We start from the raw sequence: 26,617 nt of genomic DNA on the forward strand, positions 1-26,617 counted from the left end.
TGGTTCCATGCGAAGTGAGCCCGTGGTCCAGGTCCAGGCCCTGGTGAAGCGGTACGGCACGAAGACCGCGGTGAACGGCCTCGACCTGGCGGCCCAGGCGGGAGTGACGGCCGTCCTCGGCCCCAACGGCGCCGGCAAGACGACGACGGTCGAGACCTGCGAGGGGTACCGCAAGCCGGATTCCGGCGCGGTGCGCGTCCTGGGCCTCGACCCGGTGCGGCAGTCGGCCGAGCTGAGGCCGCGCATAGGCGTGATGCTCCAGTCCGGCGGTGTGTACTCCGGCGCCCGGGCGGACGAGATGCTGCGGCACGTCGCCAAGCTGCACGCACACCCGCTGGACGTGGACGCCCTGATCGAGCGCCTCGGACTGGACAGCTGCGGCCGCACCTCCTACCGCCGCCTGTCCGGCGGCCAGCAGCAGCGGCTGGCGCTCGCCATGGCCGTGGTGGGCCGCCCGGAACTGGTGTTCCTGGACGAGCCGACCGCCGGTCTCGACCCGCAGGCCCGCCGGGCCACCTGGGACCTGGTGAAGGACCTGCGCGCCGACGGCGTGTCGGTGATCCTCACCACGCACCACATGGAAGAGGCCGAGCAGCTCGCCGACGACGTGGCGATCATCGACGGCGGCCGGGTCATCGCCCAGGGCTCCCCGGAGGAGCTGTGCAAGGGCGGCGCCGAGAACACCCTGCGCTTCACCGGCCGTCCCGGCCTCGACGTGGGCTCCCTGCTCAAGGCGCTCCCGGCCGACTGCACTGTGGCCGAGCTGACCCCGGGCGCCTACCGGGTCGCCGGCAAGGTCGACCCCCAGCTGCTGGCGACGGTGACCTCCTGGTGCGCCCAGCACGGCGTGATGCCGGACCGGATCTCGGTGGAGCGGCACACGCTGGAGGACGTTTTTCTGGAGCTGACCGGCAAGGAGCTGCGCTCATGACCACCGCGTCGGGTACCTACGCCCCCAAGCCGGGTGCGGCGCCCCTGCCCCGCATGATCGCGGCGCAGGCGGTCCTGGAGACCAAGATGCTGCTGCGCAACGGCGAGCAGCTGCTGCTGACGGTCGTCATCCCGACCCTGCTGCTGGTGCTCTTCAGCTCCGTGGACATCGTCGACACCGGCGCCGGCAAGGCGGTCGACTTCCTCGCGCCGGGCATCCTGGCCCTCGCCGTGATGTCGACGGCGTTCACCGGGCAGGCCATCGGGACCGGCTTCGAGCGGCGCTACGGCGTCCTGAAGCGGCTCGCCTCCTCGCCACTGCCCCGCTGGGGCCTGATGACCGCGAAGACGGCGTCGGTCCTGGTCACGGAGGTCCTGCAGATCGTCCTGCTGGCGGTGATCGCCTTCGCGCTGGGCTGGTCGCCGCACGGCAACCCGGCCGCCGTACTGCTTCTGCTGGTCCTCGGCACGGCCGCCTTCTCCGGCCTCGGCCTCCTGATGGCGGGCACCCTGAAGGCGGAGGCCACGCTGGCCGGCGCGAACCTGGTGTTCCTGCTGCTGCTCGTCGGCGGCGGGGTCGTCGTCCCGCTGGCGAAGTTCGGCTCGGCGGGGCAGCACGTCCTCGGCCTGCTGCCCATCTCCGCGCTCTCCGGCGGCCTGCGGGACGTGCTCCAGCACGGCGCCGGGACGCCCTGGGCCGACCTGGGCATCCTCGCGGTGTGGGCGGTCGTGGGGCTCGCCGCGGCGGGGAAGTTCTTCCGCTGGGAGTGAGGCGTCACACGGACCCTCGTGAAAGCGTGCACAAGCGGCGGCCTACGATGGTGGGCGTGCCAAAGCTGAACCGCGCCGATGCCGTAGCGGCCCTGCGCAACCCGCTCGCCTTCATCGCCGACCGCTGGACGCCGGATCCCCGGACCGTGCAGCGGGCGGCCCTCTCCGCGCTCGTGATGTCGGTGGTCATCGTCGTCACCGGCGGCGCCGTACGCCTCACCGGCTCGGGCCTCGGCTGCCCGACCTGGCCCGAGTGCACCGACGGCTCACTGACGCCGACGCAGGCGCTGAGCTATCACAGCGCCATCGAGTTCAGCAATCGCATGCTGACGTACGTGCTGTGCGCCGCGGTCGGCTGGGCGATCATCGCCGCCCGCGCCGAGAAGCCGTACCGGCGCAGCCTGACCCGGCTCGGCTGGGCCCAGTTCTGGCTGGTGATGGGCAACGCCGTCCTCGGCGGCATCGTCGTGCTGGTCGGCCTCAACCCGTACACCGTCGCGGCCCACTTCCTGCTGGCGACGGCTCTCGTCACGGTCGCCGCGGTGATGTGGCAGCGCACCCGCGAGGGCGACGGCGCGCCCCGGGAACTGGTCGGCAAGGCCGTGCAGCAGCTGGTGTGGTTCCTCGTGGCCGCGTCCCTGCTGCTCATCGCCGTCGGCACGGTGGTGACGGGGGCCGGACCGCACGCGGGTGACTCCAGCGACGTCAAGCGGATCCCCATCGACTGGGAGACCGTGGCCAAGCTGCACGCGGTGCTGGCCTGGATCGTGGTGACGCTGACCTTCGCGCTGTGGTTCGTCCTCAAGGCCGTCGACGCCCCCAAGGGCCCCCTGGTCCGCACCCGCGAGCTGTTCCTGATCCTGCTCGCGCAGGGTGTCATCGGTTACGTGCAGTACTTCACGCACCTGCCCGAGGTCCTGGTCGGCCTGCACATGCTCGGCTCCTGCCTGGTGTGGATCGGCGTCATGCGGGTCCTGCTGGCCCTGCGGGAGCGCCCGGATGCGGCCCTGGACCTGCCGGGTCCCTCGGCCGAGGTGGCGGTCGGCACCCGTACGTGAGTCACCCGTACGTGGTGACCAGTGCGTCGATCGCCGGCCCGAGGTAGGCCCGGGTCAGCTCGGCGCGCCGGGCGGGCCAGGCGGGGTCCGGCGGGGCGGGGTCCGCGTAGCGCCGCCGGGCGATGTCCTCGACGACCTCGGCGGGCGCGCCGAGCCCCGGCAGCCGCGCCAGCGCGTCCCGCTTGGAGATCAGCCGGCCCTCGCGCAGGGTGACGGTGGCGCGGGCGAAGGTCAGCAGACCGAGGTCGACCCAGACGTCCTGGCGCCACAGCCGGGCCTTGCCGACGGCCGGCCGCCAGAAGTCCCGCTGATCCCGTACGACGAAGCCGTGGAGCTGCCCGTCCGGCACCGGCGGGAGCAGTGCGCCCGGGGGTGCGCCGTGCAGCACCCGGCCGAAGTCGTGCAGCTCGCGCCGGGTGACGGGGGTGACCGGACGGCGCATCACATGTCCGTGCGCCCACGTGAGGTGGGAGCGCTCCGGGTCGTCCAGGGCGCCCGGGCCGAGGTAGCTGCAGTGGAGTTTCGCGGCGAGCGGCGCGGTGCGCAGCCGCCGGTGCAGCGTCACCGTGCGCCGTACGGTCCGCAGGTCCACCGGGCCCGGCAGGACCGCGATGAGGTCCAGATCGCTCACGCCCTCCCGGTAGTCGCCGCCGGCCAGCGAGCCGTGCGCCCACACCGCGCGGGGCCGCAGTGGCCCGAGTGCGTCCAGGAAGCGTTCGAGCAGTAATTCGGTCGGCATCCGCTCAGTCTGGGCGGGTCATCCGAGGCCGTAAACCCGGCGCGCGTTGTCCGCCGCGATCAGCCGGGCCACCCGCTGGGCGTCCTCAAGGGACCAGGCGCCCTCGGCGACCCAGGTGCCGAGCACACGGCTCAGGGCCTCGCGGAAGAGGCCGGCGGCGACCACGTGCAGCTCGGGCAGGCCGTGGGCGCCGCTGGAGAAGAGGATCTTGCCGAAGGGGGACAGCTCCAGGATCTCGGCGAGGACGGTGGCCGCGCGGGCACCGGTGCGCACGAGCGCGGCACCCGAGTCGGCATAGACGTGCGGGAAGACCCCGGCCAGGTGGGCGGCGTGCCGGTGGTACGGGTAGCCGTGCAGCAGGATCAGGTCGGTGCCGAGGCCGGAGGTGGCCCGCACGAAGTCGGTGAGCAGCACCGGGTCCGTGCGATCGATGCGGGAGCCCGGCTCGCCGAGCCCGGCGTGCAGCTGCAGCGGCAGGCCGGAGGCGACGGCGATCCACAGCAGGTGCCGCAGCAGCACGGGATCGGACAGGGCGCCGCCGACCCTCCTCGCCGCCAGCCAGGGGCTGGCGGCGCCCCGTACCTCGCCGGCGCCGGGCGGCTCGGGCGCGAGTGCCAGGCCGTGTCTGAGGCCCGCGACGGAGGTGAAGGCGACCGCGTGCGCGGCAGCGCCGTGCACCGATTCGGCGAGGTTGGCGAGGAAGGACTCGACCGTGCCGGAGGTGTCGGCGACCTGCTCCGCGAGCAGTTCCAGACGGACGATCTCACGGGCCTCGGCGTCGCCCGCGCAGGCCATCTCCGGGGGGCCGGTGAGGTCGCCGGGCAGGCCCGTGTCGACGAGGTAGGTGGTGATGCCGCTGCCGCGCAGCAGCCTGCGGGCCGCTTCCGGGGCGCCCAGTTCCCGGCGCCGGGCCAGATAGAGGGCGGGCGGGCAGTGCGGCTGGAGGCCTAGCAGGGGCGGGCACCAGCGCCGCACGGCGAAGCCGGTCTGGGTGTCGAAGAGGGTGGTGCCCGCCGCCGGCGGGCCCTCGGTGCGGGCCAGCTGGGCCTCGAAGGTGCCGAGGCCCAGTTCCGTCCGCAGTACGCCATGGCAGTACTGGTCCACGAGGGACGGCGTTTCGATCATCCGGGACTCCCCGTGGGACGCGTCTGCCTTACCCGTCCTAACGGGTGAACCGGGCACGAGGTCGCGGCCGGCCCACAACCACGGACTCGCCGGAGCCGCGGGCCGTCCGCGTCGCGGATCCGACCGGGGCTCGTGACCCTTCGTCGTCGGCCGCGGGCCGCCTGTCACCCGGGACGCGGGTGCGTACGGGACCACAGCTCCCCCTGCGGCCGCGGGCCATCTGCCGTCCAGGTCGCGAGTGCAGTACGGGACCTCAGCTCCCCCGGCGGCCGCAGGCCATCTGTCATCCAGAACGCGAATCCGACCCAGGCCCGCAGCCTTCGCCGGCGACCGCAGGCCCTCCTCATCCAGGCCGCGGTTGCAGTACGGGACCGCAACTCCCCGGCGGCCGTAGGCCCGCTCTCGTCCAGGACGCGAATCCGACCCGAGACCCGCGGCCTTCGCCGGCGACCGCAGGCCGCCTGTTACCCGGGACGCGGGTGCAGTACGGGACCGCAGCTCCCCCGCGGCCGCAGGCCGTCGGTCATCCAGAACGCGAATCCGACCGAGGACCCGCAGCCTTCGTCGCAGCCACAGGCCCTCTGTCGTCAAGGACGCGAGCGCAGTGCGGGACCGCAGCTCCCCGGCGACCGCAGGCCCTCCGTCATCCAGGCCGTGGGTGCAGTACGGGACCGCCGCTCTCCCGGCGACCACGGGAGGCCCGTCGACCAGGACGCGAACCCCCTCAAGGCCGCAACACCGCCCACGACCACAAGACACCCGCCACCCAGCACGCGAACCCCCTCAAGGCCGCAACTCCGTCGACGACCACGAGAGACCCGCCCCCCAGCACGCGAACCCGCCCAAGCCCCCAACACCGCCCGCGGCCACAAGAGGCCCGCCCCCAGGACGCGCCCCCCTCACACCCGCAAAACTCCATCAGGCGGCGGAGTCGCGGCTCGGCACCGTCCGGGCCTGTTCGGCGGCGCCGGCGGCCCCGTGCTCAGTCGTTGGTCGGGCCGCCGAGCTGGAGTCCGGCCATCCGGGTCCACTCGTAGCGTCCCGTCTTCACCTTCGCCGCGAACTCGCCGTCGAAGGACTCGTGGACGGTGATGCCGGACTTCTCGACCGCCTGCTCGGCGATGGCGTAGCTGGGGGCCACCAGGTCGCCCCAGCCGCCGTCCTCGCCGACGAGGACGATCCGGGCGCCGCGCTCGCCGATGTAGGCGACCTGGCCCTCCGCACCGCCGTGCGCAATCGCGACGGCGCTGATCTGGTGGGCGAGCCGGGACACCTTGCGCTCGGCCCGCGCGTCAACCTGCTGCGTGTCTGCCATGGCCAGGATGCTACCGACGGGTAGATCGAACGGCGACGGGAGGGGGGCGTGGCCTTGACCACGCACCCCTCCCGTCGGAGGAGAAATCGGAGGAGAAGAGGGGGCTCAGCGGAGGAAGGGGTCCACCGCGACGGCGACGAAGAGGATGGAGACGTAGGTGATGGACCAGTGGAACAGCCGCATCTCCTTCAGCTTCACGCCCGTCACCTCGGCCTTCGCGCGGTTCTGGAGCCCGTGCGCCTCCCACAGCCAGAAGCCGCCGGCGGCGAGCGCCACCACGGTGTAGAACCAGCCGGTGTAACCCAGAGGGGTGAGCAGCAGCGAGACGGCGACCATCACCCAGCTGTAGATGACGATCTGCCGGGCGACGACCTTGTTGGAGGCGACCACCGGGAGCATCGGCACGCCCACGCGCGCGTAGTCGTCCTTGACCTTCATGGACAGCGGCCAGTAGTGCGGCGGGGTCCAGAAGAACATGACGAGGAAGAGGATGACCGGCGCCCAGGACATCGAGTCCTTGACGGCGGACCAGCCGATCAGCACCGGCAGACAGCCGGCGATGCCGCCCCACACGATGTTCTGCGACGTACGCCGCTTGAGGATCATCGTGTAGACGACGACGTAGAAGAGGAGCGCTCCGAGCGACAGCCACGCGCTCAGCCAGTTGACGGTGAGCCCGAACAGCAGCGTCGAGACGACGGCCAGGGTGATGCCGAAGGCCAGGCACTCGCGCGGGCTGACCATGCCGGTCACCAGCGGCCGCTGCGAGGTGCGGTCCATCAGGGCGTCGATGTCGCGGTCGATGTACATGTTCAGCGCGTTGGCGCCGCCCGCGGAGAGGTAGCCGCCGACGCAGGTCAGCAGCACCAGCTGCAGATCGGGCACGCCCTGCTGCGCCAGGAACATCACCGGAACGGTGGTGATGAGCAGAAGCTCGATGATCCGCGGCTTGGTCAGAGCCACGAACGCCTTGACACGGGCCCCGAACGGCCGATGAACCGGGCCCTGGCTCGCACCACCGAGCACACCCGCTGGACGGGATTCGACGGCCGTCACGCACACCCCTGACAGAGACATCCCAGCAAGCCTCCCCCTGTGAAGTCCCGGTAAAGGCTCGCGCGTACCACGCCACTTTAGACGTTGCCCATACCCCGGCCTTCGCGGGGGTGGGGTCGTGTTGGCGCACGGCCCGCGGTCGTGTCGGCGGACACCCCATAAGTCGTGTCGGCGGACGGCCCATAAGAGGGGTCCCACCTCTCGATTGAGCGCTCAGATGACCGGCTCCGTATTCATGTGCCAAATGCCTTGTCCGGCCAGTCGGGAGGCGGATCGCACGGAGTCCCGGCAGTCTGGAAACACTCGAAAAAACGCACGTCCTTACGGGGGTAGGCTCGACAACGGCCGGTGAGCAGAAGCACGCCGGCGGCCGGGTGGGCGTATGCCCCGAAGACCGGCGACCGACATGTGGAGAGGAGCCCTGACCCAGGGTGAGCACCAAGCCGACCACCACAGACCTTGAGTGGACCGAGCTGGACCAGCGGGCCGTGGACACCGCTCGCGTCCTGGCCGCCGACGCCGTACAGAAGGTCGGCAACGGCCATCCCGGTACGGCGATGAGCCTGGCCCCCGCCGCCTACACCCTCTTCCAGAAGGTGATGCGGCACGACCCGGCCGACCCGGAGTGGGTCGGCCGCGACCGCTTCGTGCTGTCCGCCGGCCACTCCTCCCTGACCCTCTACACGCAGCTCTACCTGGCCGGCTTCGGCCTGGAGCTGGCGGACCTGGAGGCCTTCCGCACCTGGGGTTCGAAGACCCCCGGCCACCCGGAGTACGGGCACACCAAGGGTGTGGAGACCACGACCGGCCCGCTGGGCCAGGGTGTGGCCAACGCGGTGGGCATGGCGATGGCCGCCCGCTACGAGCGCGGTCTGTTCGACCCGGCGGCCCCGCAGGGCGAGTCGCCCTTCGACCACTTCATCTTCTGCATCGCCGGTGACGGCTGCCTCCAGGAGGGCATCTCCGCCGAGGCGTCCTCGCTGGCCGGCCACCAGAAGCTCGGCAACCTGGTCCTGCTGTGGGACGACAACCACATCTCGATCGAGGGCGACACCGAGACGGCCGTCTCCGAGGACACCGCCAAGCGCTACGAGGCCTACGGCTGGCACGTGCAGCGGGTGGAGGCCAAGGAGAACGGCGACCTGGACCCGCAGGCGATCTTCGCCGCGATCCAGGAGGCCAAGCAGGTCACCGACCGGCCCTCGTTCATCGCGATGCGCTCGATCATCGCCTGGCCGGCCCCGAACGCGCAGAACACCGAGGCCGCGCACGGCTCGGCGCTCGGCGAGGACGAGGTCGCGGCCACCAAGCGCGTGCTCGGCTTCGACCCCGAGCAGAGCTTCCAGGTCGAGGACGAGGTGATCACCCACACCCGCAAGGCCCTGGACCGCGGCGCCCAGGCGAAGGCCGAGTGGGAGAAGTCCCTCCAGCTGTGGCGGGACGACAACCCCGAGCGCGCCGCCGAGTTCGACCGCATCGCCAAGGGCGAGCTGCCCACCGGCTGGGAGGAGAAGATCCCGGTCTTCGAGCCCGGCAAGTCGGTCGCCACGCGTGCCGCCTCCGGCAAGGTGCTGCAGGCGCTCGGCCCGGTCGTCCCGGAACTGTGGGGCGGCTCCGCCGACCTCGCCGGCTCCAACAACACGACCATCGACAAGGACAGCTCCTTCCTGCCCGAGGGCAACCCCCTGCCGGAGGCCAACCCGTACGGGCGCACGATCCACTTCGGCATCCGCGAGCACTCCATGGGCGCGGAGCTGAACGGCATCACGCTGCACGGCAACACCCGTGTGTACGGCGGCACCTTCCTCGTCTTCTCTGACTACATGCGCAACGCCGTGCGCCTGTCGGCCCTCATGCACCTGCCGGTGACGTTCGTGTGGACGCACGACTCCATCGGTCTCGGCGAGGACGGCCCCACCCACCAGCCGGTCGAGCACCTGGCGTCGCTGCGCGCGATCCCGGGCCTGAACGTCGTCCGCCCGGCGGACGCCAACGAGACCGCGGTCGCCTGGCGCGAGATCCTGTCGCGCTACACCAAGGAGTACGGCAAGGGCCAGCCGCACGGCCTCGCGCTCACCCGCCAGGGCGTGCCGGCGTACGAGCCCAACGAGGACGCCGCGCGCGGTGGTTACGTCCTCTTCGAGGCCGAGGGCGGCGACCCGCAGGTCGTCCTGATCGCCACCGGTTCCGAGGTGCACGTGGCCGTCGAGGCGCGTGAGCAGCTCCAGGCCGACGGGATCGCGACCCGCGTCGTGTCCATGCCGTGCGTGGAGTGGTTCGAGCAGCAGGACCCGGGGTACCGGGACTCCGTGCTGCCGCCGACCGTCAAGGCAAGGGTCGCCGTGGAGGCGGGCATCGGGCTGACCTGGCACAAGTACGTCGGGGACGCCGGCCGCATCGTTTCCCTGGAGCACTTCGGTGCTTCCGCGGACGGCAAGGTGCTCTTCCGCGAGTTCGGCTTCACTGCCGAGAACGTGGCCGCCAAGGCCCGGGAATCCATCGCCGCCGCCCAGCGCTGACGCTCACATACGACACGTAGGAGATGTAATTCCATGACAGACGCACTCAAGCGCCTCTCCGACGAAGGCGTCGCGATCTGGCTGGACGACCTGTCGCGCAAGCGGATCACGTCCGGCAACCTCGCCGAGCTGATCGACCAGCAGCACGTCGTGGGCGTCACCACCAACCCGACGATCTTCCAGAAGGCGATCTCGCAGGGCGACGGCTACGACCGGCAGGTCTCGGACCTCGCCGCCCGCAAGGTCACGGTCGAAGAGGCCATCCGCATGATCACCACGGCGGACGTCCGCGACGCCGCCGACATCCTGCGCCCGGTCTTCGACGCGACGGACGGCCAGGACGGCCGGGTCTCCATCGAGGTCGACCCCCGCCTCGCGCACAACACCAAGGCGACCGTCGCCGAGGCCAAGCAGCTGGCCTGGCTGGTGGACCGCCCCAACACCCTCATCAAGATCCCGGCCACCAAGGCGGGCCTCCCGGCGATCACCGAGGTCATCGGCCTCGGCATCAGCGTCAACGTCACGCTGATCTTCTCCCTGGAGCGCTACCGCGCGGTCATGGACGCCTACCTCTCCGGTCTGGAGAAGGCGAAGGAGCGCGGCCTCGACCTGTCGAAGATCCGCTCGGTGGCGTCCTTCTTCGTGTCCCGCGTGGACACCGAGATCGACCGCCGGATCGACGAGCTGGGCACCGACGAGGCCAAGGCGCTGCGCGGCAAGGCCGGCGTCGCCAACGCGCGCCTCGCCTACCAGGCGTACGAGGAGGTCTTCTCCTCCGACCGCTGGAGCGCGCTGGAGAACGCGGGCGCCAACAAGCAGCGTCCGCTGTGGGCCTCCACCGGTGTGAAGGACCCGGCGTACAAGGACACCATGTACGTCGAGGAGCTGGCGGCGCCGAACACGGTCAACACCATGCCGGAGGCCACGCTGGAGGCCACCGACGACCACGGCGAGATCCGTGGCGACGCGGTCACCGGCACCTACGAGCAGGCCCGCGCCGAGCTCGACGCGCTGGAGAAGCTCGGCATCGCGTACGACGACGTTGTGCAGGTGCTGGAGGACGAGGGCGTCGACAAGTTCGAGGCGTCCTGGAACGACCTGCTGAAGTCCACCCAGGCGGAGCTCGAGCGCCTCGCCCCCTCGGAGGGCTGACTTGTCACCCGTTTCCGGTTCCGGAGCGAACCCGCTTCGTGACCCGGCCGACCGACGGCTCCCGCGTATCGCGGGGCCGTCGGGTCTGGTCATCTTCGGTGTCACGGGCGACCTGTCCCGCAAGAAGCTGATGCCCGCCGTGTACGACCTCGCCAACCGGGGTCTGCTGCCGCCGGGCTTCTCGCTGGTGGGCTTCGCCCGCCGCGAGTGGGCCAACGAGGACTTCGCGCAGGAGGTCCACGACGCCGTCAAGGCGCACGCCCGTACCCCCTTCCGCGAGGAGGTCTGGCAGCAGCTCATCCAGGGGATGCGCTTCGTCCAGGGCACCTTCGACGACGACGACGCGTTCGAGCGGCTGCGCTCCACCATCGAGGAGCTGGACAAGGCCCAGGGCACGGGCGGCAACTTCGCCTTCTACCTGTCGGTGCCGCCGCGCTCCTTCCCCGTCGTCATCCAGCAGCTGAAGAAGCACGGTCTCGCCGACCAGTCCGGCGGTTCCTGGCGGCGCGCGGTCATCGAGAAGCCGTTCGGCCACGACCTGAGGTCGGCCGAGGAACTGAACTCGATCGTGCACGAGGTGTTCGAACCGGAGCAGGTGTTCCGGATCGACCACTACCTCGGCAAGGAGACCGTCCAGAACATCCTGGCGCTGCGCTTCGCCAACACGATGTTCGAGCCGATCTGGAACCGGTCCTTCGTGGACCACGTGCAGATCACCATGGCCGAGGACATCGGCATCGGCGGCCGGGCCGGCTACTACGACGGCATCGGCGCCGCCCGTGACGTCATCCAGAACCACCTGCTCCAGCTCATGGCGCTCACCGCCATGGAGGAGCCCGCCTCCTTCGGCGCGGACGCGCTGGCCGCGGAGAAGGAGAAGGTGCTCGGCGCGGTACGGCTGCCGAAGGACCTCGGCCGCAGCACCGTGCGCGGGCAGTACGCGGGCGGCTGGCAGGGCGGCGAGAAGGTCATCGGCTACCTCGAAGAGGACGGCATCGACCAGAAGTCGAAGACCGACACCTACGCCGCGATCAAGCTGGAGATCGACAACCGCCGCTGGGCGGGTGTCCCCTTCTACCTGCGCACCGGCAAGCGCCTCGGCCGCCGGGTCACCGAGATCGCCGTCGTCTTCCAGCGCGCGCCCCACTCCCCCTTCGACCACACGGCGACGGAGGAGCTGGGCCAGAACGCGATCGTCATCCGCGTCCAGCCGGACGAGGGCATCACGGTCCGCTTCGGCTCCAAGGTGCCGGGCACCTCGATGGAGATCCGGGACGTCTCGATGGACTTCGCCTACGGCGAGTCGTTCACCGAGTCCAGCCCGGAGGCCTACGAGCGGCTCATCCTGGACGTGCTGCTCGGCGACGCCAACCTCTTCCCGCGCACGGAGGAGGTCGAGCTGTCCTGGAAGATCCTCGACCCGATCGAGGAGTACTGGGACAGGCACGGCAAGCCCGCACAGTACAAGTCGGGCACCTGGGGCCCCGCCGAGGCGGACGAGATGCTCGCACGAGACGGACGGAGCTGGCGCCGGCCATGAAGATAGACCTGACCGACTCCACCGCCGGAGAGATCAACAAGGCGCTCGTACAGGGCCGCCGCGCCATCGGAACACCCGCCGTCGGCATGGTCCTCACCCTCGTCATCGTCACCGACGAGGAGAACGCCTACGACTCCCTGAAGGCCGCCAACGACGCATCGCGCGAACACCCCTCGCGCACGCTGGTGGTCATCAGGCGGGTCTCCCGCACCCCGCGCGACCGCACGTCCTCGCGGCTGGACGCCGAGGTGCGGGTGGGCGCGGACGCGGGCACCGGTGAGACGGTCGTGCTCCGGCTGCACGGCGAGGTCGTCGACCACGCCGACTCGGTCGTGCTGCCGCTGCTGCTGCCGGACGCGCCGGTGGTCGTGTGGTGGCCGGTGAACGCCCCGCTGGACCCGGCGAAGGACCCGCTGGGCGCCCTGGCGCAGCGCCGGGTCACCGACACCTACGCCGCCGAGCAGCCGGTGCGGGAGCTGTCGGCCCGCGCCGCGAGCTACACGCCCGGGGACACGGACCTGTCCTGGACCCGGATCACGCCGTGGCGCTCGATGCTGGCGGCGGCCCTGGACCAGGTCATCTGCGAGGTGCGGGCCGTCGAGGTGGAGGGCGAGGAGTTCAACCCGAGCTGTGAGCTGCTGGCGATGTGGCTCGCGGACCGGCTGGACGTCCCGGTGAAGCGCTCCCTGTCCTCGGGCCCGGGTCTGACGGCGGTCCGGATGGACACCAGTTGCGGCCCGATCGTCCTGGACCGCGCGGACGGCTCCCTGGCCACGCTGACCATCGAGGGCCAGCCGGCCCGCGCGGTGGCGCTCAAGCGGCGGGAGACCGCCGAGCTGATCGCGGAGGAACTGCGCCGGCTCGACCCGGACGACACCTACGCGTCGGCCCTGCGCTACGGCGTGGAGCGGCTGAGCACGGTTCCGGAGCAGCAGCCGTCCGCCGACGAGGCGGTCGCCGAGCCGGAGGCCGAGGAGGACGCGGCCAAGGCTCCCGCGAAGAAGGCGGCGGCCAAGACCGCGAAGAAGGCACCGGCGAGGAAGGCGGCGGCGAAGTGAACACTCCGCAGCTGGTCGTCCACCGTGACAAGGAGCTGATGGCGCGGGCCGCCGCGGCCCGTCTCATCACGAAGATCGTGGACGCGCAGGCCTCCCGGGGCACCGCGTCCGTGGTCCTCACGGGCGGCCGCAACGGCAACGGCCTGCTCGCCGCGCTGGCGGCGGCGCCGGCCCGGGACGCCGTCGACTGGGGCCGCCTCGACCTGTGGTGGGGCGACGAGCGGTATCTCCCCGAGGGCGACCCCGAGCGCAATGTCACCCAGGCCCGCGAGGCCCTGCTGGACTCCGTCCCGCTGGACCCGGAGCGCGTGCACGCCATGCCCGCCTCCGACGGGCCGTACGGTGCGGACGTCGAGGCGGCGGCCGAGGCGTACGCGGCGGAACTGGCGAAGGCGGCCGGGCCGGAGAACCACGGCTCGGTGCCCACCTTCGACGTCCTGATGCTGGGCGTCGGCCCGGACACCCACGTGGCCTCGCTCTTCCCGGAGCTGCCGGCCGTGCGGGAGACCGAGCGCACGGTGGTGGGCGTCCACGGCGCCCCCAAGCCCCCGCCGACCCGGATCAGCCTGACCCTTCCGGCGATCCGCTCGGCCCGCGAGGTCTGGCTCCTCGCGGCCGGTGAGGACAAGGCCGAGGCGGCGGCCATCGCCCTGTCGGGCGCGGGCGAGATCCAGGCCCCGGCGGCGGGTGCGGTCGGCCGCTCCCGCACCCTGTGGCTGCTGGACGCGGCGGCGGCATCGCAGCTGCCGCGTTCGCTGTATCCGCCGGCGTCACCGTGAGGAAGGGGGCGGCGGCGGATTCCCGCTGCCGCCCCTCTCCCGCCGCCCCGCCGGTGTCGGCGTCCGGCGGTCACCCGTGAGCCCGGCGGGCTCGGTCACTTGACCGAACCCGCCATCACGCCCTGCACGAAGTGCCGCTGGAAGGCGAAGAACACCACCACCGGCACGATCAGGGACAGGAACGCACCCGGCGCCAGGACGTCGATGTTGCTGCCGAACTGGCGGATCTGGGACTGGAGTTCCACGGTCAGCGGCTGGGAGGAGCTGTCGGCGAACAGCAGGGCGACCAGCATGTCGTTCCAGACCCAAAGGAACTGGAAGATGGCGAGTGAGGCGAGGGCGGGACGCCCCACCGGCAGGACGAGCCGGGTGAAGATGCGCCACTCGCTGCCGCCGTCCATGCGGGCCGCCTCCAGCATCTCCTTCGGCATCTCCGCGAAGTAGTTGCGGAGCAGGAACACCGCGAACGGCAGTCCGTAGGCGACGTGGAAGAGGACGACGCCGGGGATCGTGCCGAACAGGCCCAGCGCGCCGAACAGTTTGGCCACCGGCAGCAGACCGATCTGCACCGGCACCACCAACAGGGCCACCACCAGCAGGAACAGCGGCTCCCGGAGCGGGAAGTCCAGCCAGGCGAAGGCATATCCGGCGAGCGCGGCGAGGACGACGACGAGGGTGGTCGCCGGCACCGAGATCAGCACCGTGTTCCAGAACGCCTGGGTCATCCCGGAGTTCTTCAGCAGCGCCGAGTAGTTGCCGAAGGACAGCTGGCCGGGACTGGCCAGCGCCGTCCACCAGCCGCCCTTCGCCGTGTCCTGCGCCGAGCGCAGGGAGGAGACGAAGAGGCCCGCGAGCGGGGTCAGCCAGACCAGGCCGATCACCACCAGGAAGGCCTGCACCAGGCCGTTGCCCAGGCCGCGCCTGATCGCGTTCATCGCTGACTCCTCATCGTTGGCTCTTGCGGAAACGGCGGACGTTGAAGACCATCGCCGGGATCACCAGGAGCAGGAGCAGCACGCCCAGCGCGCTGCCGAGGCCCTGGTTGTTGCCGCCGCCGAAGGACACGAGCCACATCTGGGTCGCGAGGACGGTGGCGTCCTCCTGCACCGGCCCGGGCGCGATGATGTAGACGAGGTCGAAGACCTTCATCACATTGATCACGAGGGTCACGAACACGACCGTCAGGACGGGTGCCAGCAGCGGGACGGTGATCCGGCGGAAGATCTGCCACTCGTTCGCCCCGTCCATCCGGGCCGCCTCCAGCGCGTCCCGGGGCAGCGTGGACAGGCCCGCGCCGATCAGCACCATCGCGAAGCCCGTCCAGATCCACAGGTACGCGCCGATGATCGCCGGGGTGACCAGGGTCGGGCCGAGCCAGGAGACGCCCTGGTAGGGCTGGGCGAAGTTGGACGCCGGCAGCCGCACGGTGTACGAGCCGGCGCGCAGCCCGGAGAAGCGGAAGGACCCGTCGGCCGCGCTCGTCGCGCTCGCGACCGTCCGTCCGTCGCGCACCGCCTGGACCGTCATGCCGGGCAGCCCGCTCTCCTGCGGGTCCACCTTGCCCTGCCTGCCGCCCCCACCGGGGGTGAAGTCCAGGTAGACGACCCCGCGCAGCTCGCCGGGCGCGGCCTTCCTCGCGGCCGCCGGGTAGGCGGGCGAGGCGCCCTTGGGCAGGTCCTTGGGCAGTACGCCGACCATGGGGAGCGTCACCGAGCCGCCCGACGAGGCGGTCGTACCGTAGGAGCCGTCAGGGTCCTGGGTCAGCAGTCCTTGGCGGCCGCGTGCCGTCGGATACGCCGACGAGCCCTCGAAGGCGTCGTGGACGGAGACCACGGCGGCGTTCAGGACGCCCTTGTTCGGGTCCTCGTCGTAGGCGAGCCGGAAGATGATGCCGGCGGCCAGGAAGGACACCGCCATCGGCATGAACAGCAGCAACTTGAAGGCGGTGGCCCAGCGGACCTTCTCCACCAGCACGGCCAGGATCAGGCCGAGGCCGGTCAGCAGGGCGGGGGCCACGACCACCCAGATGGTGGTGTTGCGGATGGCCTTCAGGGTGGCCGGGTCGCGGAACATCTGGGCGTAGTTGCCGCCGCCGACGAACCGGGTGCCGGAGGCGTCGAAGAAGCTGCGGCCGACGGAGAACAGCACCGGGTAGACGACGAGCGCGCCGAGCAGGAGCAGGGCGGGGAAGACGAAGAGCAGGGCGATCAGCCGGGCGCGCCGCCGGCTGCGGCGCCCGCGCGCCACGCCGGCGGCCCGCGGGCCCGCCTGCCCCTTCACGAGTGTGGTGGCGGTCATCGCTCCGCTCAGTTCTGGTAGGCCTTGGCGGCCGCGGACTCCAGCTCGGCCGCGGTGCCCTTCGGGTCGGAGGGGTCGCGCAGGAAGTCCTGGAGCAGCTTCCACTCGCCCGCGCCCTTGGTGCCGCCGAAGGCCGCCGGCGCCTGGTCGGACATGTCGAAGCGGACCGAGTCGCCGGCGCCGACCAGGGACCTGGCGGTGGCGCGGGTGACGTCGTCGCCGTAGGAGGCGAGGTCGAGCTTCTTGTTCGGGGACAGGAAGCCGCCCGCCTTCGCCCACACGGCCGCGGCCTCGGGGGTGGCCAGGTACTCCAGGAGCTTCATGCCCGCCTTGGCGTTCTTGGCGTCCTTGAGGACGACCGCCGCGTCACCGCCGCTGACGACCGGTGCGGTGCCGCCGTCGACCGCGGGGAACGGGTAGAAGTTCGCGTCCTTGCCGATGGTCTTCCCGAACTGGTCGTGGGCGACGCCGGCCACGAAGTCGCCCTCGTAGACCATGCCGGCCTGCGGCTTGGGCCCGAACACCTTCTCCACGGAGCCGGGGAAGTCGGTGTTCAGGGCCTCCTTCTGGCCGCCCGCGATGAGCTGCTTGTCCTTGAACAGCTTGCCGAGCGTGGTGAGCGCCCGGACGACCGAGGGGTCGGTCCACTTGAGCTTGTGGGCGGCGAGGGCGTCGTACTTCTCGGGTCCGGCCTGGGAGAGGTAGATGTTCTCGAACCAGTCGGTGAGGGTCCAGCCGTCCTCACCGCCGATGGCGAAGGCGGCGAGCCCGGAGTCGGAGACGGTGTGGCCGGCCTTCAGCATCTCGTCGTACGTCTTGGGCGGCTTGACCCCGGCCTGGGCGAGGGCGTTCGGGCTGTACCAGACCGTCGACTTGTGGGCGGCCTTGAAGTAGAGGCCGTAGAGGGTGCCGTCGACGCTGCCGTACTTGCGCCACACGGGTGCGTAGTCGGCGCCGACGGTCTGCTGGGCGGTGGCGGACAGCGGCTTGAGCCAGCCCTTCTTGGCGAACTGCTGGAGCACGCCGACCTGCGGGACCATGACGACGTCGGGCGCGTTGCCGCCCTCGATCTTGCTGCCGACGACGGTGGAGACGTTGTCGCCGGTGGAGACGAACTGGGTCTTGGCGCCGGTCTTCGCGGTGAACGCGTCCAGCACCTTCTGGAAGTTCTTCTGCTCGCTGCCGGACCAGACGCCGGCCACGGTGACGGTCTGGCCGCTGAGCGCCTTGTCACCGCCGCCGGCCGAGACGGACCCGCCGCCGCAGGCGGTGGCGCCGAGGGCGAGGGTGAGGGCGGTGCAGCCGGTGAGCAGGGTGGTGCGTCGTCGCATCATCGTTGACGGACCTTTCGGGAAGGTGGGTTGGCGGGGATCAGAGGTCGAGCCACCAGGCCGCCGTGGAGCCGGGGAGGACTCCGGGCGGGACGGGGCCGCTGGACAGCAGGGGTGTGCCGGAGACCGGCGCGGGCGTGGGGGACGTGGTGAAGTTGACGGCGCAGACCAGGCCGTCGCCGCGGGCGAAGGCGAGGACGCCCGGCGGGGTGTCCAGCCAGCGCAGCGTCCCCTCGCCCAACTGGGGCAGGGACGAACGCAGTTGGAGGCCGTCGCGGTACAGGTGCCAGAAGGAGCGGGTGTCGGCGAGGGCGCGGTCGGTGGCGTACTCGGCGAAGTACTCCGGCTGCGGCAGCCAGGGCTTGGCGCCCTCGGCGCCGGAGGTGAAGCCGAACGGGGAGGCCTGCCCGGACCAGGGCAGCGGCACCCGGCAGCCGTCGCGGATACGGGCGCGGCTCCCGGTGCGCCGGAAGATCGGGTCGGTGAGGACGTCGTCGGGCAGGTCGACGACCTCGGGCAGGCCCAGTTCCTCGCCCTGGTAGATGTACGCGGCGCCGGGCAGCGCCAGCATCAGCAGGGCTGCGGCGCGGGCGCGGGCGGCGCCGAGGCCGCTGCCCCCGGTGGCGGGTTCGCCGTAGCGGGTGACGGTGCGGACCTGGTCGTGGTTGTTGAGGACCCAGGTGACCGTGGAGCCGGTGCCGGCGATGTCCTGCATGGCCTCGGAGATGACCTTGCGGAAGGCGTCGGCGTCCCAGGAGGCGCCGAGCAGGTCGAAGAAGAAGGCCTGGTGGAGTTCGTCGGGGCGGACGTAGAGGGCGTGTTCGCGGGCGGTGGGGACGGAGACCTCGCCGACCAGGAGGCGTTCGCGGCCGTCGCGTGCGCGGTACTCCTCGCAGGTCGAGCGCCAGCGGCGCCACACCTCGTGCACCTCGGGCTGGTTCCAGGCGAGCGGGTTGACCGAGTCGCGGGTGCGGGCGTCGGCCTCGGGGTCGTCGGAGTCGGGCAGGTCCGGGTGCTTGAACAGCCCGGCGGCGACGTCGATGCGGAAGCCGTCCACGCCCCGGTCCAGCCAGAAGCGCAGGACGCGGTCGAACTCGGCGGGTATCTCGGGGTCGCGCCAGTTCCAGTCGGGCTGTTCGGGCGTGAACATGTGCAGGTACCACTGGCCGGGGCGGCCGTCGGGCTCGGTGACGCGGGTCCAGGCCGGGCCGCCGAACATGGCGTGCCAGTTGTTGGGCGGTTCGGCGCCGTCCGGGCCGCGGCCGTCGGCGAAGTGGAAGCGGGCGCGGGCCGGGCTGCCGGGTGCGCTGCGCAGGGCCTCCCGGAACCACGGGTGCTCGCTGGAGCAGTGGTTGGGGACGATGTCGAGGAGCACCCGGATGCCGAGCCGGCGGGCGGCCGCCATCAGCAGGTCGAACTCGTCGAGGTCGCCGAAGAGCGGGTCGACGCCGCGGTAGTCGGCCACGTCGTAGCCGTGGTCGTGCTGCGGCGAGGGGTAGAACGGGCTCAGCCAGATGCCGTCGACGCCGAGCTTCTTCAGGTACGGCAGTCCGGCGCGGACCCCGGCGAGATCGCCGATGCCGTCGCCGGTGCTGTCCAGGAAGCTGCGGACGTACACCTGGTAGATCACCGCGTCGCGCCACCAATGATGCCTGTTCAACCCTGTGGACCTGTCTCTGAAGAGGGGGGCCGTTATGCATGCATGTTAGGTAGGCGTCGCAGGAGGGTGTCAATGAAATGAACGGAAGCTACCGAGCAGTTGACCGCTGAAATCGGGGCATCTCACCGCAAGGCGAGCACAGTCGTGATGACGGCGTTACTTAACAGGTAACTATCGACGGGCGATGGCGTCGAGCTCTCGCGCCAGCCGGCGCACGGCCTGCCCCGGCGTCTCCCGCCCGGTCAGCGCGTCGTGCACGATGGCCTGCACCGCCAGGCTGACCTGGTCGTAGTGCGCGCTCTTGGGGCGCGGCCTGGCGGTGAGCACGGCGGTGCGCAGGGTCGGCAGATAGGGGAACTGCCGTACGAGCGCGGGGTCCTCGTACAGCGCGGCGCGCACGGGAGGCAGCGAGCCCCGCACGAGCACCTGGCGCTGGACGCGCGCGCTGGTGAGGTAGGCGATCAGACGTGCGGCGGAGTCGGGGTGCCGCGCATGCGTGTTGACGGCGAGGTTGGAGCCGCCGAGGACGCTCGTCCCCGGACCGTCGGGCCCGGGTATCGGCACGGCGCCGATCCTCCCGGCGACCTTTGAGCCCCTGGCGGAGGCGACGGCGTAGGCGTAGGGCCAGTTGCGCAGGAAGAGCAGCCCGCCGTCCTGGAACGCCTGTTTGGACTCCTCCTCCTTGTACGTCAGCGCCTGCTTCGGGATCCAGCCCTCGCGGATGCCGCGAGCGAGGAACCCGATGCCCTCGCGGGCGGCCGCCGAGTCGACGGTGACCCGCTTTCCCTCGCCGCCGAGGATGGTGCCGCCCGCCGAGTACACCGCCTCGGCCGCGTTCACGGTGAGGCCCTCGTAGGGGAGGAACTGGCCCGCGTAGCCGCCGATCCCGTACTTGGGCGCGATGGTCTTCGCGTCGTGCTCCAGCTCGGCCCAGGTACGCGGCGGAGGCACGCCCTCCTTGGCGAGGAGGTCCTTGCGGTACAGGAGAAGCCCGGCATTGGTGACATACGGGACCGCGTAGAGCCGTCCGTCGTACGTCGCCGTGTCCACGACCGGCGGCAGGAAGCTCTTCAGCGGGAATCGGTCCCGGGGCAGCGGGCGGATCCAGCCGGCCGCCGCGAACTCCGAGGTCCAGTTGACGTCGATGTTCAGCACGTCGAAGCGACCCCGGTCCCCGCCGCGCAGGTCCGTGGTCATCTGCGCATGGGTCTCGTCGGCGGAGTCCGGCAGCTCGACCAGGGTGACCTTCTCGCCGGGGTGGGTACGGTTCCAGCCCTGCAGCAGCGGGCCCAGATAGCCGGTGAGATCGCCCGCCGTGGCCAGGGTGAGCGGGCCGCGGCCGTCGCGGGCGCCCTCGTCGGCGTGGGCGCCGGAGGCCACGTAGCCGGTCATGATCACAACGAGAACGAGGAGGCCCCTACCGGCGGCGCGTATCCACCGCATAGGTTCCTCCCTGTACACCGGCACCGCGGGCACCCTCGCCCCGGGTCAGAGGCCATGTATACCTGTTAGGTATGGGCGATACTAGGGCCTGGAGCACATTGACCAGACAGGAGGACAGCACGAGTGCGCCTGCCCCTCCTGGCACTCCTGGCACGCGGCCCGGCCCACGGCTACGAGCTGAAACAGGACCTTGAGCAACTGCTGGGCTCCGCGTACCCTCAGCCGAACGTCGGCCAGATATACGTCACCCTCGGCCGCCTCGAGAAGTCGGGACTGATCGAGGGCGAGGACGTCGAGCAGTCCAGCCGACCCAACAAGAAGGTCTACCACCTCACCGACGCCGGGCGTGAGGCGCTGCGCGCCTGGTTCGAGGAGACCGAGGACGAGCCGCGGGTCCGGGACGAGTTCTTCATGAAGCTCGCCCTCGCCCCGCAGACCGGTCTCGCCGAGCAGATCGCCCTCATCAACAAGCAGCGGCGCCAGTACCTCAACACCATGCGCAACCTGTCGAAACTGGCCGCGGCCGAGAACCGGGACAACCGAATCGCCCAACTGCTGATCGAGGGCGCGATGCTGCACCTCCAGGCCGACCTCGACTGGCTGGAGCGCTGCCAGGAGGAACTGGAGGAACTGGAGTGAGCGACGGCCGTCCTCCGGTGCTGCGCGCCGAGGGCCTGGTGAAGACCCACCACGGCGAGGGCGCTCCGGCGCACGCCGTGCGCGGGGTCGACCTGAGCGTGGCGCCCGGCGAGTTCGTGGCGGTCACCGGGCCGTCCGGGGCCGGGAAGTCGACGCTGCTGCACCTGCTCGGCGGGCTCCAGCGGCCGGACAGCGGCAGCATCTGGCTCGACGGCCGGTGCACCGACTCCTTCAGCGAGGCGCGCTGGGCGGTGGAGCGCCGCAAGGCCATCGGGATCGTCTTCCAGTTCTTCAACCTGGTGTCCAACCTGTCCGTCGCCGACAACGTGGAGCTGCCCGCCCTGCTGGCCGGCGTCCCGCCGAAGAAGGCCCGCGCCGAACGCGAGGCCCTCCTCGCCGAGCTGGGCCTCGACGGCAAGGAGCGCAGCATGCCGGGCGAGCTGTCCGGCGGCGAACAGCAGCGGGTCGCCCTCGCCCGGGCCCTGGTCAACCATCCGCCGCTGCTGCTGGCCGACGAGCCCGCCGGCAGCCTGGACAGCAAGGGCACCCGCGAGGTCATGCGGCTGCTGTCCCGGTTCCACGGACGCGGGCAGAGCATCGTCCTCGTCACCCACGACGCCCGGCTCGCGAGCGCCGCGGACCGGGTGATCAGCTTCTTCGACGGCCGGATCGCCGACGACGCCGCCCTGGACGGCGTGCCGTCCCGCCGTGCCGGCATCTCCGGTGTGCTCGAACTCAGGGACTGACCGTGCGGGAGCCATCGTGCTGGACCTGAGGGACGTGCGGGCCACCCTGCGCTGGGCGCACTCCGATCTGCGCACGCACCGTGGCGAGGCGCTGTTCCTGGTGCTGGCCACGGCCGGGATCGTGGCCTCGCTGCTGCTGGCCACCGCCCTGTTCGGCTATGCCACCAACCCCTGGCAGCGGACCTTCGCCGAGGTGCGCGGGGCACACGTGTGGATCCACACCGTCCCCTCCGCCGACGCCCGCAAGCTCGCCCGCCTGGACGGGGTGGAGTCCGTCGCCGGCCCCTACCCCACCGAGTCCGCCACCGTCGCCGTGCGCGGCACCCGAGCCTCCGCTGAGCTGCGCGGCACCCCGCGGCTGCCCTCCGTCGGCCGCCCGCTGCTCACCGCCGGGCACTGGCTGGACCCGGCCGAGCCGAACGGTGTGGTGCTGGAGAGCAGCCTCGCCCGGGCCCTGCTGGCCGAGCCCGGGGACACCCTCACGCTGCCCGGCACGGCCCGCGCCCTGACCGTCGAGGGCATCGCGGACAGCGCCGAGCCCCACTACAGCCCGGGTGAACAGCCGGGCCTGGTCTGGGCCCTGCCGGCCGCGGTCCGGGCGCCCGGCGGCCAGGTGATCGGGCTGCGGCTCGGCGACCCGGCCGACACCGACTACGCGGTGCAGCGCGCCGTCACCGTGCTGGGCGCGGGCGCGGTCGGCGAGGTCTCCACCTGGCAGCAGGCCCGTGCCGAGGCGCAGGGGGACAACCGGCTGCTGGGACAGGTGCTCGGACTGTTCGGTCTGGGCGCCCTGATCGCCGCCGGGTTCGCGGTGCACGGGGCGATCGCCACCCGCATCCGCGGCCATCTGCGCGATCTGTCGGTGCTGAAGGCGATCGGCTTCACGCCCGGTCAGGTGGTGCGGATCTTCCTGCTCCAGCACCTCGCGTACGCCGTGCTCGGCGCCGTGGCCGCCGCGGCGCTCACCGAGGCGCTGGGCAGCCGGATCCCGGCCGGCTCGGCGACGCCGTGCGCGTGTGGCAGGGCCTGCCCGGGCACACCGTGGCGCTGTTCGTGGTGCCCGTGGGCGCGGTGCTGTTCATCGCGCTGACCACGGGCCTGGCGGCCTGGCGGGCCGGGCGGGTGCCTCCGGTGCCGGTGCCGCGCCCCTCCGGGCCGGCCGGCGGCCGGCTGACCGGTCTCGCCCGGCAGGCGCTCGGGCTGCGGCTGCCGGCCGCGCTGGTCCTCGGCTGCCACAAGGCGTTCGCAGGCCGCGGCCGCTCGCTGGCCACCGTGGCCCGGCTGACCCTGCCGCTGCTGCTGATCGTGGTGGCGCTCAGCGCCTGGACCACCATCGGCCGCTTCCACAGCAGTCCGGAACGCGTGGGGCTGCCCACCGCGCTCACGGTCCGCTCGGACGGCTCACTGGCCCCCTCCGGCGTACGGTCCCTGCTGACCGGGGACCCCAGGGTCGCCGCCGCCTATCCCGGCGTCGAGGTGGCCGCGCTGGTCCCCGGGCAGACCGGCACCATCGCCCTGCGCGGTGTCGGCACCCGCGCAGAGCCCTACCCCTGCACCCTCGCCGAGGGCCGGGCCGCACGCGGGCCGGAGGAGGCGGTGGCCGGCCAGGGCCTGCTGGACCTGCTGCACGCGCGGGTCGGCGACTGGGTGCGGATGACGGTGGGCGACCGGCCGCAGATCCTGCACATCGTGGGCCGCAGCATCGAGCCGCAGAACGCCGGCCGGGTGGTGACCACCTCGCTGGACACCCTGCGCGACGACGACCCCGGGCTCGCCGCGGCCTTCTACGAACTGCGGCTGCGCCCCGGCGCCGACCCGCACCTGGTGGCGGCCGCGCTCACCGCGGCCGGCCGGGGCCACCTGGACGTGAACGCCGTGACCAACCCCGCCGACGGGCTGTCCCCGCTGCGCGCGGTCGTCGCCGGGCTGGTCGCCGTTCTCGGCCTCATCGGGCTCGTCGAACTGCTCACCGCGATCGGCGGCAGCGTCCGCGAGGGCGAGCGGGACGTGCTGGCGCTGAAGGCGATCGGCATGTCCCCGCGGCAGATCACCGCGATCACCGTCACGGCGACGAGCTGTACGGCCCTGGCGGCGGCGGTCGCCGGTACGGCCCTGGGGCTGCCGCTGGCCCACCGGCTGATCGACGCCCAGGGCAGCTCCAGCGGCATCGGCTCCGGCATCGCCCGGTCCCCGTCACCGGTGCTGCTCCTGTCGCTCGGCCTGGCCGCGGTCCTCGGTGCGGCCCTGCTGTCCGCGGTGCCTGCGTCCCGGGCGGCGAGACGCAGGCCGACGGACGGCGTGAACGCGGTGGTGTGAGGGTCAGCGTCCGCGCAGCGACCGGTACTTGGCCACCAGCGCCCGGGTGGACGCGTCGAGACCCGGCACCTCCGCCCCTTCCGTGAGCGCCGGCTCGACCCGCTTCGCCAACACCTTGCCGAGCTCGACGCCCCACTGGTCGAAGGAGTCGATGTTCCACACGGCGCCCTGTACGAACACCTTGTGCTCGTACAGCGCGACGAGCTGTCCCAGCACCGACGGGGTCAGCTCGGCGGCGAGGATCGTCGTGGTCGGCCGGTTGCCCTGGAAGGTCTTGTGCGGGACCAGTTCCTCGGCCACCCCCTCGGCGCGGACCTCCTCGGCGGTCTTGCCGAAGGCGAGCGCCTGGGTCTGCGCGAAGAAGTTGGCCATCAACAGGTCGTGCTGTGCTTTGAGTTCCGCGCTCAGCTCGGCGACCGGCTCGGCGAAGCCGATGAAGTCCGCCGGGATGAGCTTGGTGCCCTGGTGGATCAACTGGTAGTAGGCGTGCTGCCCGTTGGTGCCGGGCGTGCCCCAGACGACCGGGCCGGTCTGCCAGTCGACCTGCTTGCCGTCGCGCGCCACGTACTTGCCGTTGGACTCCATGTCCAGCTGCTGGAGGTACGCGGTGAACCTGGACAGGTAGTGGCTGTACGGCAGCACGGCGTGCGACTGCGCGTCATGGAAGTCGCCGTACCAGATGCCCAGCAGGCCCATCAGCAGCGGGACGTTCGCCTCGGCGGGCGCGGTGCGGAAGTGGTCGTCGACCAGCCGGAAGCCGTCCAGCATCTCCCGGAAGCGGTCGGGTCCGATCGCGATCATCAGCGACAGGCCGATCGCGGAGTCGTACGAGTACCGGCCGCCGACCCAGTCCCAGAACTCGAACATGTTGTCCGGGTCGATGCCGAACTCGGTGACCTTCCCGGCGTTCGTCGACAGCGCCACGAAGTGCTTGGCCACCGCGTCCTCGGCCCCGAGCGCGTCCACCAGCCACTTGCGCGCCGAGGTGGCGTTGGTGATCGTCTCGATCGTGGTGAACGTCTTGGACGCGACGATGAACAGGGTCTCCGCCGGGTCCAGGTCGCGGGTGGCCTCGTGCAGGTCGGCGCCGTCCACGTTGGAGACGAAGCGGACGGTCAGGTCGCGGTCCGTGAAGCTGCGCAGCACCTCGTAGGCCATCGCGGGGCCGAGGTCGGAGCCGCCGATGCCGATGTTGACGACGTTCCTGATCCGCCTGCCGGTGTGACCGGTCCACTCGCCGGAGCGCACCCGGTCGGCGAAGCCGGCCATCTTGTCGAGGACCGCGTGCACCTTCGGCACCACGTTCTCGCCGTCCACCTCGATCACCGCGTCGCGCGGGGCGCGCAGCGCGGTGTGCAGAACCGCCCGGTCCTCCGTGACGTTGATCTTCTCGCCGCGGAACATGGCGTCCCGCAGCCCGAACACGTCCGTCGCCGCGGCCAGCTCGCGCAGCAGCCGCAGCGTCTCGTCGGTGACCAGGTGCTTCGAATAGTCGATGTGGAGGTCACCGACCTGGAGGGTGTACCCGGCGCCGCGCTGCGGATCGGCGGCGAACAGGTCCCTCAAATGGGTGTCGGCCAGTTCCTCCCGGTGCTTGGCCAGAGCGGTCCACTCGGGTGTCTGGTTGAGCCTGGTACGGCCGTCTGCGTTCATATCCGACTTCAGCCTTCTTTCGTGCCTGTCCCAGCTGTTCCAACCTAATTGATCACCCTGGGGCGCGAGCCGTCGTGACATCGTCGTCCGGCGCAACTTCAGGTACGTCCGGCTTGCGCGCCGGTATCAGGGCGGTGACGGACAGCACGAAGAAGGCGGCCGTGAGCAGGGCCGGTGTGCCCGGGCCCCAGGCGGTGGCCACGGCGCCGCCGAGCAGGGCGCCCAGCGGGGCTCCGGCGACGGCCAGGGTGCGGAAGGCGGAGCTCACCCGGCCGAGCATGGCGGCGGGGCCGCGCTGCTGCATCAGGGTCGTCGTGTTGACGTTCCACAGCATGCCCATGCAGCCGAAGACGGCGAGGGCGGCCACCAGGGCGGCCAGGCTGCGCACGGACCCCATGACGAGGAGGGCGCCGGTCTGCACGGTGCCGGCGAGCAGCACGGTCCGCAGCGGGCCGAACCGGGCCGTGATCCGCCGGTTCAGCGCTCCCC

Annotated in this window: 21 protein-coding genes and 1 pseudogene; 11 read left to right on the plus strand and 11 right to left on the minus strand. The window is 71.6% G+C overall.

Annotated features, from left to right (window positions below; all coding sequences use genetic code 11):
* Positions 1-7: 7 nt before the first annotated feature.
* The 3 genes from ACWEN3_RS03540 to ACWEN3_RS03550 are packed head-to-tail and all read left to right on the plus strand — an operon-like array spanning position 8 to position 2,759.
* A complete protein-coding gene (locus ACWEN3_RS03540; RefSeq protein ID WP_452965140.1) occupies positions 8-931 on the plus strand; it encodes an ABC transporter ATP-binding protein in 924 nt (307 codons plus the stop codon).
* The gene (locus tag ACWEN3_RS03545; protein WP_452965142.1) at positions 928-1,701 is read left to right on the plus strand and encodes an ABC transporter permease; all 774 of its coding nucleotides are present in this window, start codon (positions 928-930) and stop codon (positions 1,699-1,701) included. The genes ACWEN3_RS03540 and ACWEN3_RS03545 overlap by 4 nt, the downstream gene beginning before the upstream one ends.
* Before the next feature lie 47 nt (positions 1,702-1,748).
* Positions 1,749-2,759 (plus strand): COX15/CtaA family protein, encoded by a 1,011-nt coding sequence (locus ACWEN3_RS03550; protein ID WP_452965144.1) that lies wholly within the window; start codon positions 1,749-1,751, stop codon positions 2,757-2,759.
* A gap of 1 nt (position 2,760) precedes the next feature.
* Here the strand turns inward: ACWEN3_RS03550 and ACWEN3_RS03555 are convergent, their stop codons facing one another.
* From ACWEN3_RS03555 to ACWEN3_RS03570, 4 genes are all read right to left on the minus strand, one after another.
* Positions 2,761-3,498, minus strand: coding sequence for a nucleotidyltransferase domain-containing protein (locus tag ACWEN3_RS03555; protein ID WP_452965147.1), 738 nt, complete (start codon positions 3,496-3,498; stop codon positions 2,761-2,763).
* Positions 3,499-3,516: 18 nt separating this feature from the next.
* Entirely contained in the window at positions 3,517-4,623 is a 1,107-nt protein-coding gene (locus tag ACWEN3_RS03560; protein ID WP_452965150.1) for an amidohydrolase family protein, read from the minus strand.
* Positions 4,624-5,605: 982 nt separating this feature from the next.
* Positions 5,606-5,938 (minus strand): hypothetical protein, encoded by a 333-nt coding sequence (locus ACWEN3_RS03565; RefSeq protein ID WP_452965152.1) that lies wholly within the window; start codon positions 5,936-5,938, stop codon positions 5,606-5,608.
* Between the two features lie 105 nt (positions 5,939-6,043).
* Complete coding sequence (locus ACWEN3_RS03570) at positions 6,044-7,000, minus strand: heme o synthase (protein ID WP_452965189.1); 957 nt, start codon at positions 6,998-7,000, stop codon at positions 6,044-6,046.
* 425 nt (positions 7,001-7,425) lie between these two features.
* Here ACWEN3_RS03570 and tkt point away from each other — a divergent pair, with 425 nt between their 5' ends.
* From tkt to pgl, 5 genes are read left to right on the plus strand one after another with little or no spacing between them, the layout of a single operon-like run.
* The gene (gene tkt / locus ACWEN3_RS03575) at positions 7,426-9,513 is read left to right on the plus strand and encodes a transketolase (protein ID WP_452965155.1); all 2,088 of its coding nucleotides are present in this window, start codon (positions 7,426-7,428) and stop codon (positions 9,511-9,513) included.
* Between the two features lie 33 nt (positions 9,514-9,546).
* Positions 9,547-10,665: a transaldolase gene (gene tal, locus ACWEN3_RS03580; RefSeq protein WP_452965157.1), complete on the plus strand. Its 1,119-nt coding sequence runs from the start codon at positions 9,547-9,549 to the stop codon at positions 10,663-10,665.
* 1 nt (position 10,666) lies between these two features.
* Positions 10,667-12,205 carry a glucose-6-phosphate dehydrogenase gene (zwf, locus tag ACWEN3_RS03585; protein WP_452965159.1) on the plus strand — a complete coding sequence of 513 codons (1,539 nt, stop codon included), beginning with the start codon at positions 10,667-10,669 and terminating at the stop codon, positions 12,203-12,205.
* Complete coding sequence (opcA, locus tag ACWEN3_RS03590; protein WP_452965162.1) at positions 12,202-13,263, plus strand: glucose-6-phosphate dehydrogenase assembly protein OpcA; 1,062 nt, start codon at positions 12,202-12,204, stop codon at positions 13,261-13,263. Before zwf ends, opcA begins: the two co-directional genes overlap by 4 nt.
* Positions 13,260-14,042, plus strand: a complete 783-nt coding sequence (pgl, locus tag ACWEN3_RS03595; RefSeq protein ID WP_452965165.1) for a 6-phosphogluconolactonase — start codon at positions 13,260-13,262, stop codon at positions 14,040-14,042. Before opcA ends, pgl begins: the two co-directional genes overlap by 4 nt.
* Before the next feature lie 95 nt (positions 14,043-14,137).
* Here the strand turns inward: pgl and ACWEN3_RS03600 are convergent, their stop codons facing one another.
* From ACWEN3_RS03600 to ACWEN3_RS03620, 5 genes are all read right to left on the minus strand, one after another.
* Positions 14,138-14,977, minus strand: coding sequence for a carbohydrate ABC transporter permease (locus tag ACWEN3_RS03600; protein WP_452965167.1), 840 nt, complete (start codon positions 14,975-14,977; stop codon positions 14,138-14,140).
* Between the two features lie 10 nt (positions 14,978-14,987).
* Positions 14,988-16,340: an ABC transporter permease subunit gene (locus ACWEN3_RS03605; RefSeq protein ID WP_452965169.1), complete on the minus strand. Its 1,353-nt coding sequence runs from the start codon at positions 16,338-16,340 to the stop codon at positions 14,988-14,990.
* Positions 16,341-16,348: 8 nt separating this feature from the next.
* Positions 16,349-17,674, minus strand: a complete 1,326-nt coding sequence (locus ACWEN3_RS03610) for an ABC transporter substrate-binding protein (protein WP_452965172.1) — start codon at positions 17,672-17,674, stop codon at positions 16,349-16,351.
* 37 nt (positions 17,675-17,711) lie between these two features.
* Entirely contained in the window at positions 17,712-19,331 is a 1,620-nt protein-coding gene (locus tag ACWEN3_RS03615; protein ID WP_452965175.1) for a glycoside hydrolase family 13 protein, read from the minus strand.
* 171 nt (positions 19,332-19,502) lie between these two features.
* Positions 19,503-20,774, minus strand: a complete 1,272-nt coding sequence (locus ACWEN3_RS03620; RefSeq protein WP_452965177.1) for an ABC transporter substrate-binding protein — start codon at positions 20,772-20,774, stop codon at positions 19,503-19,505.
* A 123-nt stretch (positions 20,775-20,897) separates the two neighbouring features.
* On the opposite strand from ACWEN3_RS03620, the gene ACWEN3_RS03625 reads away from it, so the two are divergent.
* The 3 genes and pseudogenes from ACWEN3_RS03625 to ACWEN3_RS03635 all read left to right on the plus strand — a co-directional run bounded on the left by ACWEN3_RS03625 (position 20,898) and on the right by ACWEN3_RS03635 (position 24,475).
* A complete protein-coding gene (locus ACWEN3_RS03625) occupies positions 20,898-21,413 on the plus strand; it encodes a PadR family transcriptional regulator (protein ID WP_452965180.1) in 516 nt (171 codons plus the stop codon).
* Complete coding sequence (locus ACWEN3_RS03630) at positions 21,410-22,159, plus strand: ABC transporter ATP-binding protein (protein ID WP_452965181.1); 750 nt, start codon at positions 21,410-21,412, stop codon at positions 22,157-22,159. The genes ACWEN3_RS03625 and ACWEN3_RS03630 overlap by 4 nt, the downstream gene beginning before the upstream one ends.
* A gap of 34 nt (positions 22,160-22,193) precedes the next feature.
* Positions 22,194-24,475 (plus strand): annotated as a pseudogene (locus ACWEN3_RS03635) (FtsX-like permease family protein).
* 3 nt (positions 24,476-24,478) lie between these two features.
* On the opposite strand, the gene pgi reads toward ACWEN3_RS03635, so the two are convergent.
* Both pgi and ACWEN3_RS03645 read right to left on the minus strand, forming a co-directional pair.
* Positions 24,479-26,128 (minus strand): glucose-6-phosphate isomerase, encoded by a 1,650-nt coding sequence (gene pgi / locus ACWEN3_RS03640; protein WP_452965183.1) that lies wholly within the window; start codon positions 26,126-26,128, stop codon positions 24,479-24,481.
* Between the two features lie 52 nt (positions 26,129-26,180).
* The coding region (locus ACWEN3_RS03645) for an MFS transporter (protein ID WP_452965186.1) at positions 26,181-26,617 on the minus strand (437 nt) is incomplete at its 5' end.

This window comes from Streptomyces sp. NPDC004561 (assembly GCF_053602155.1).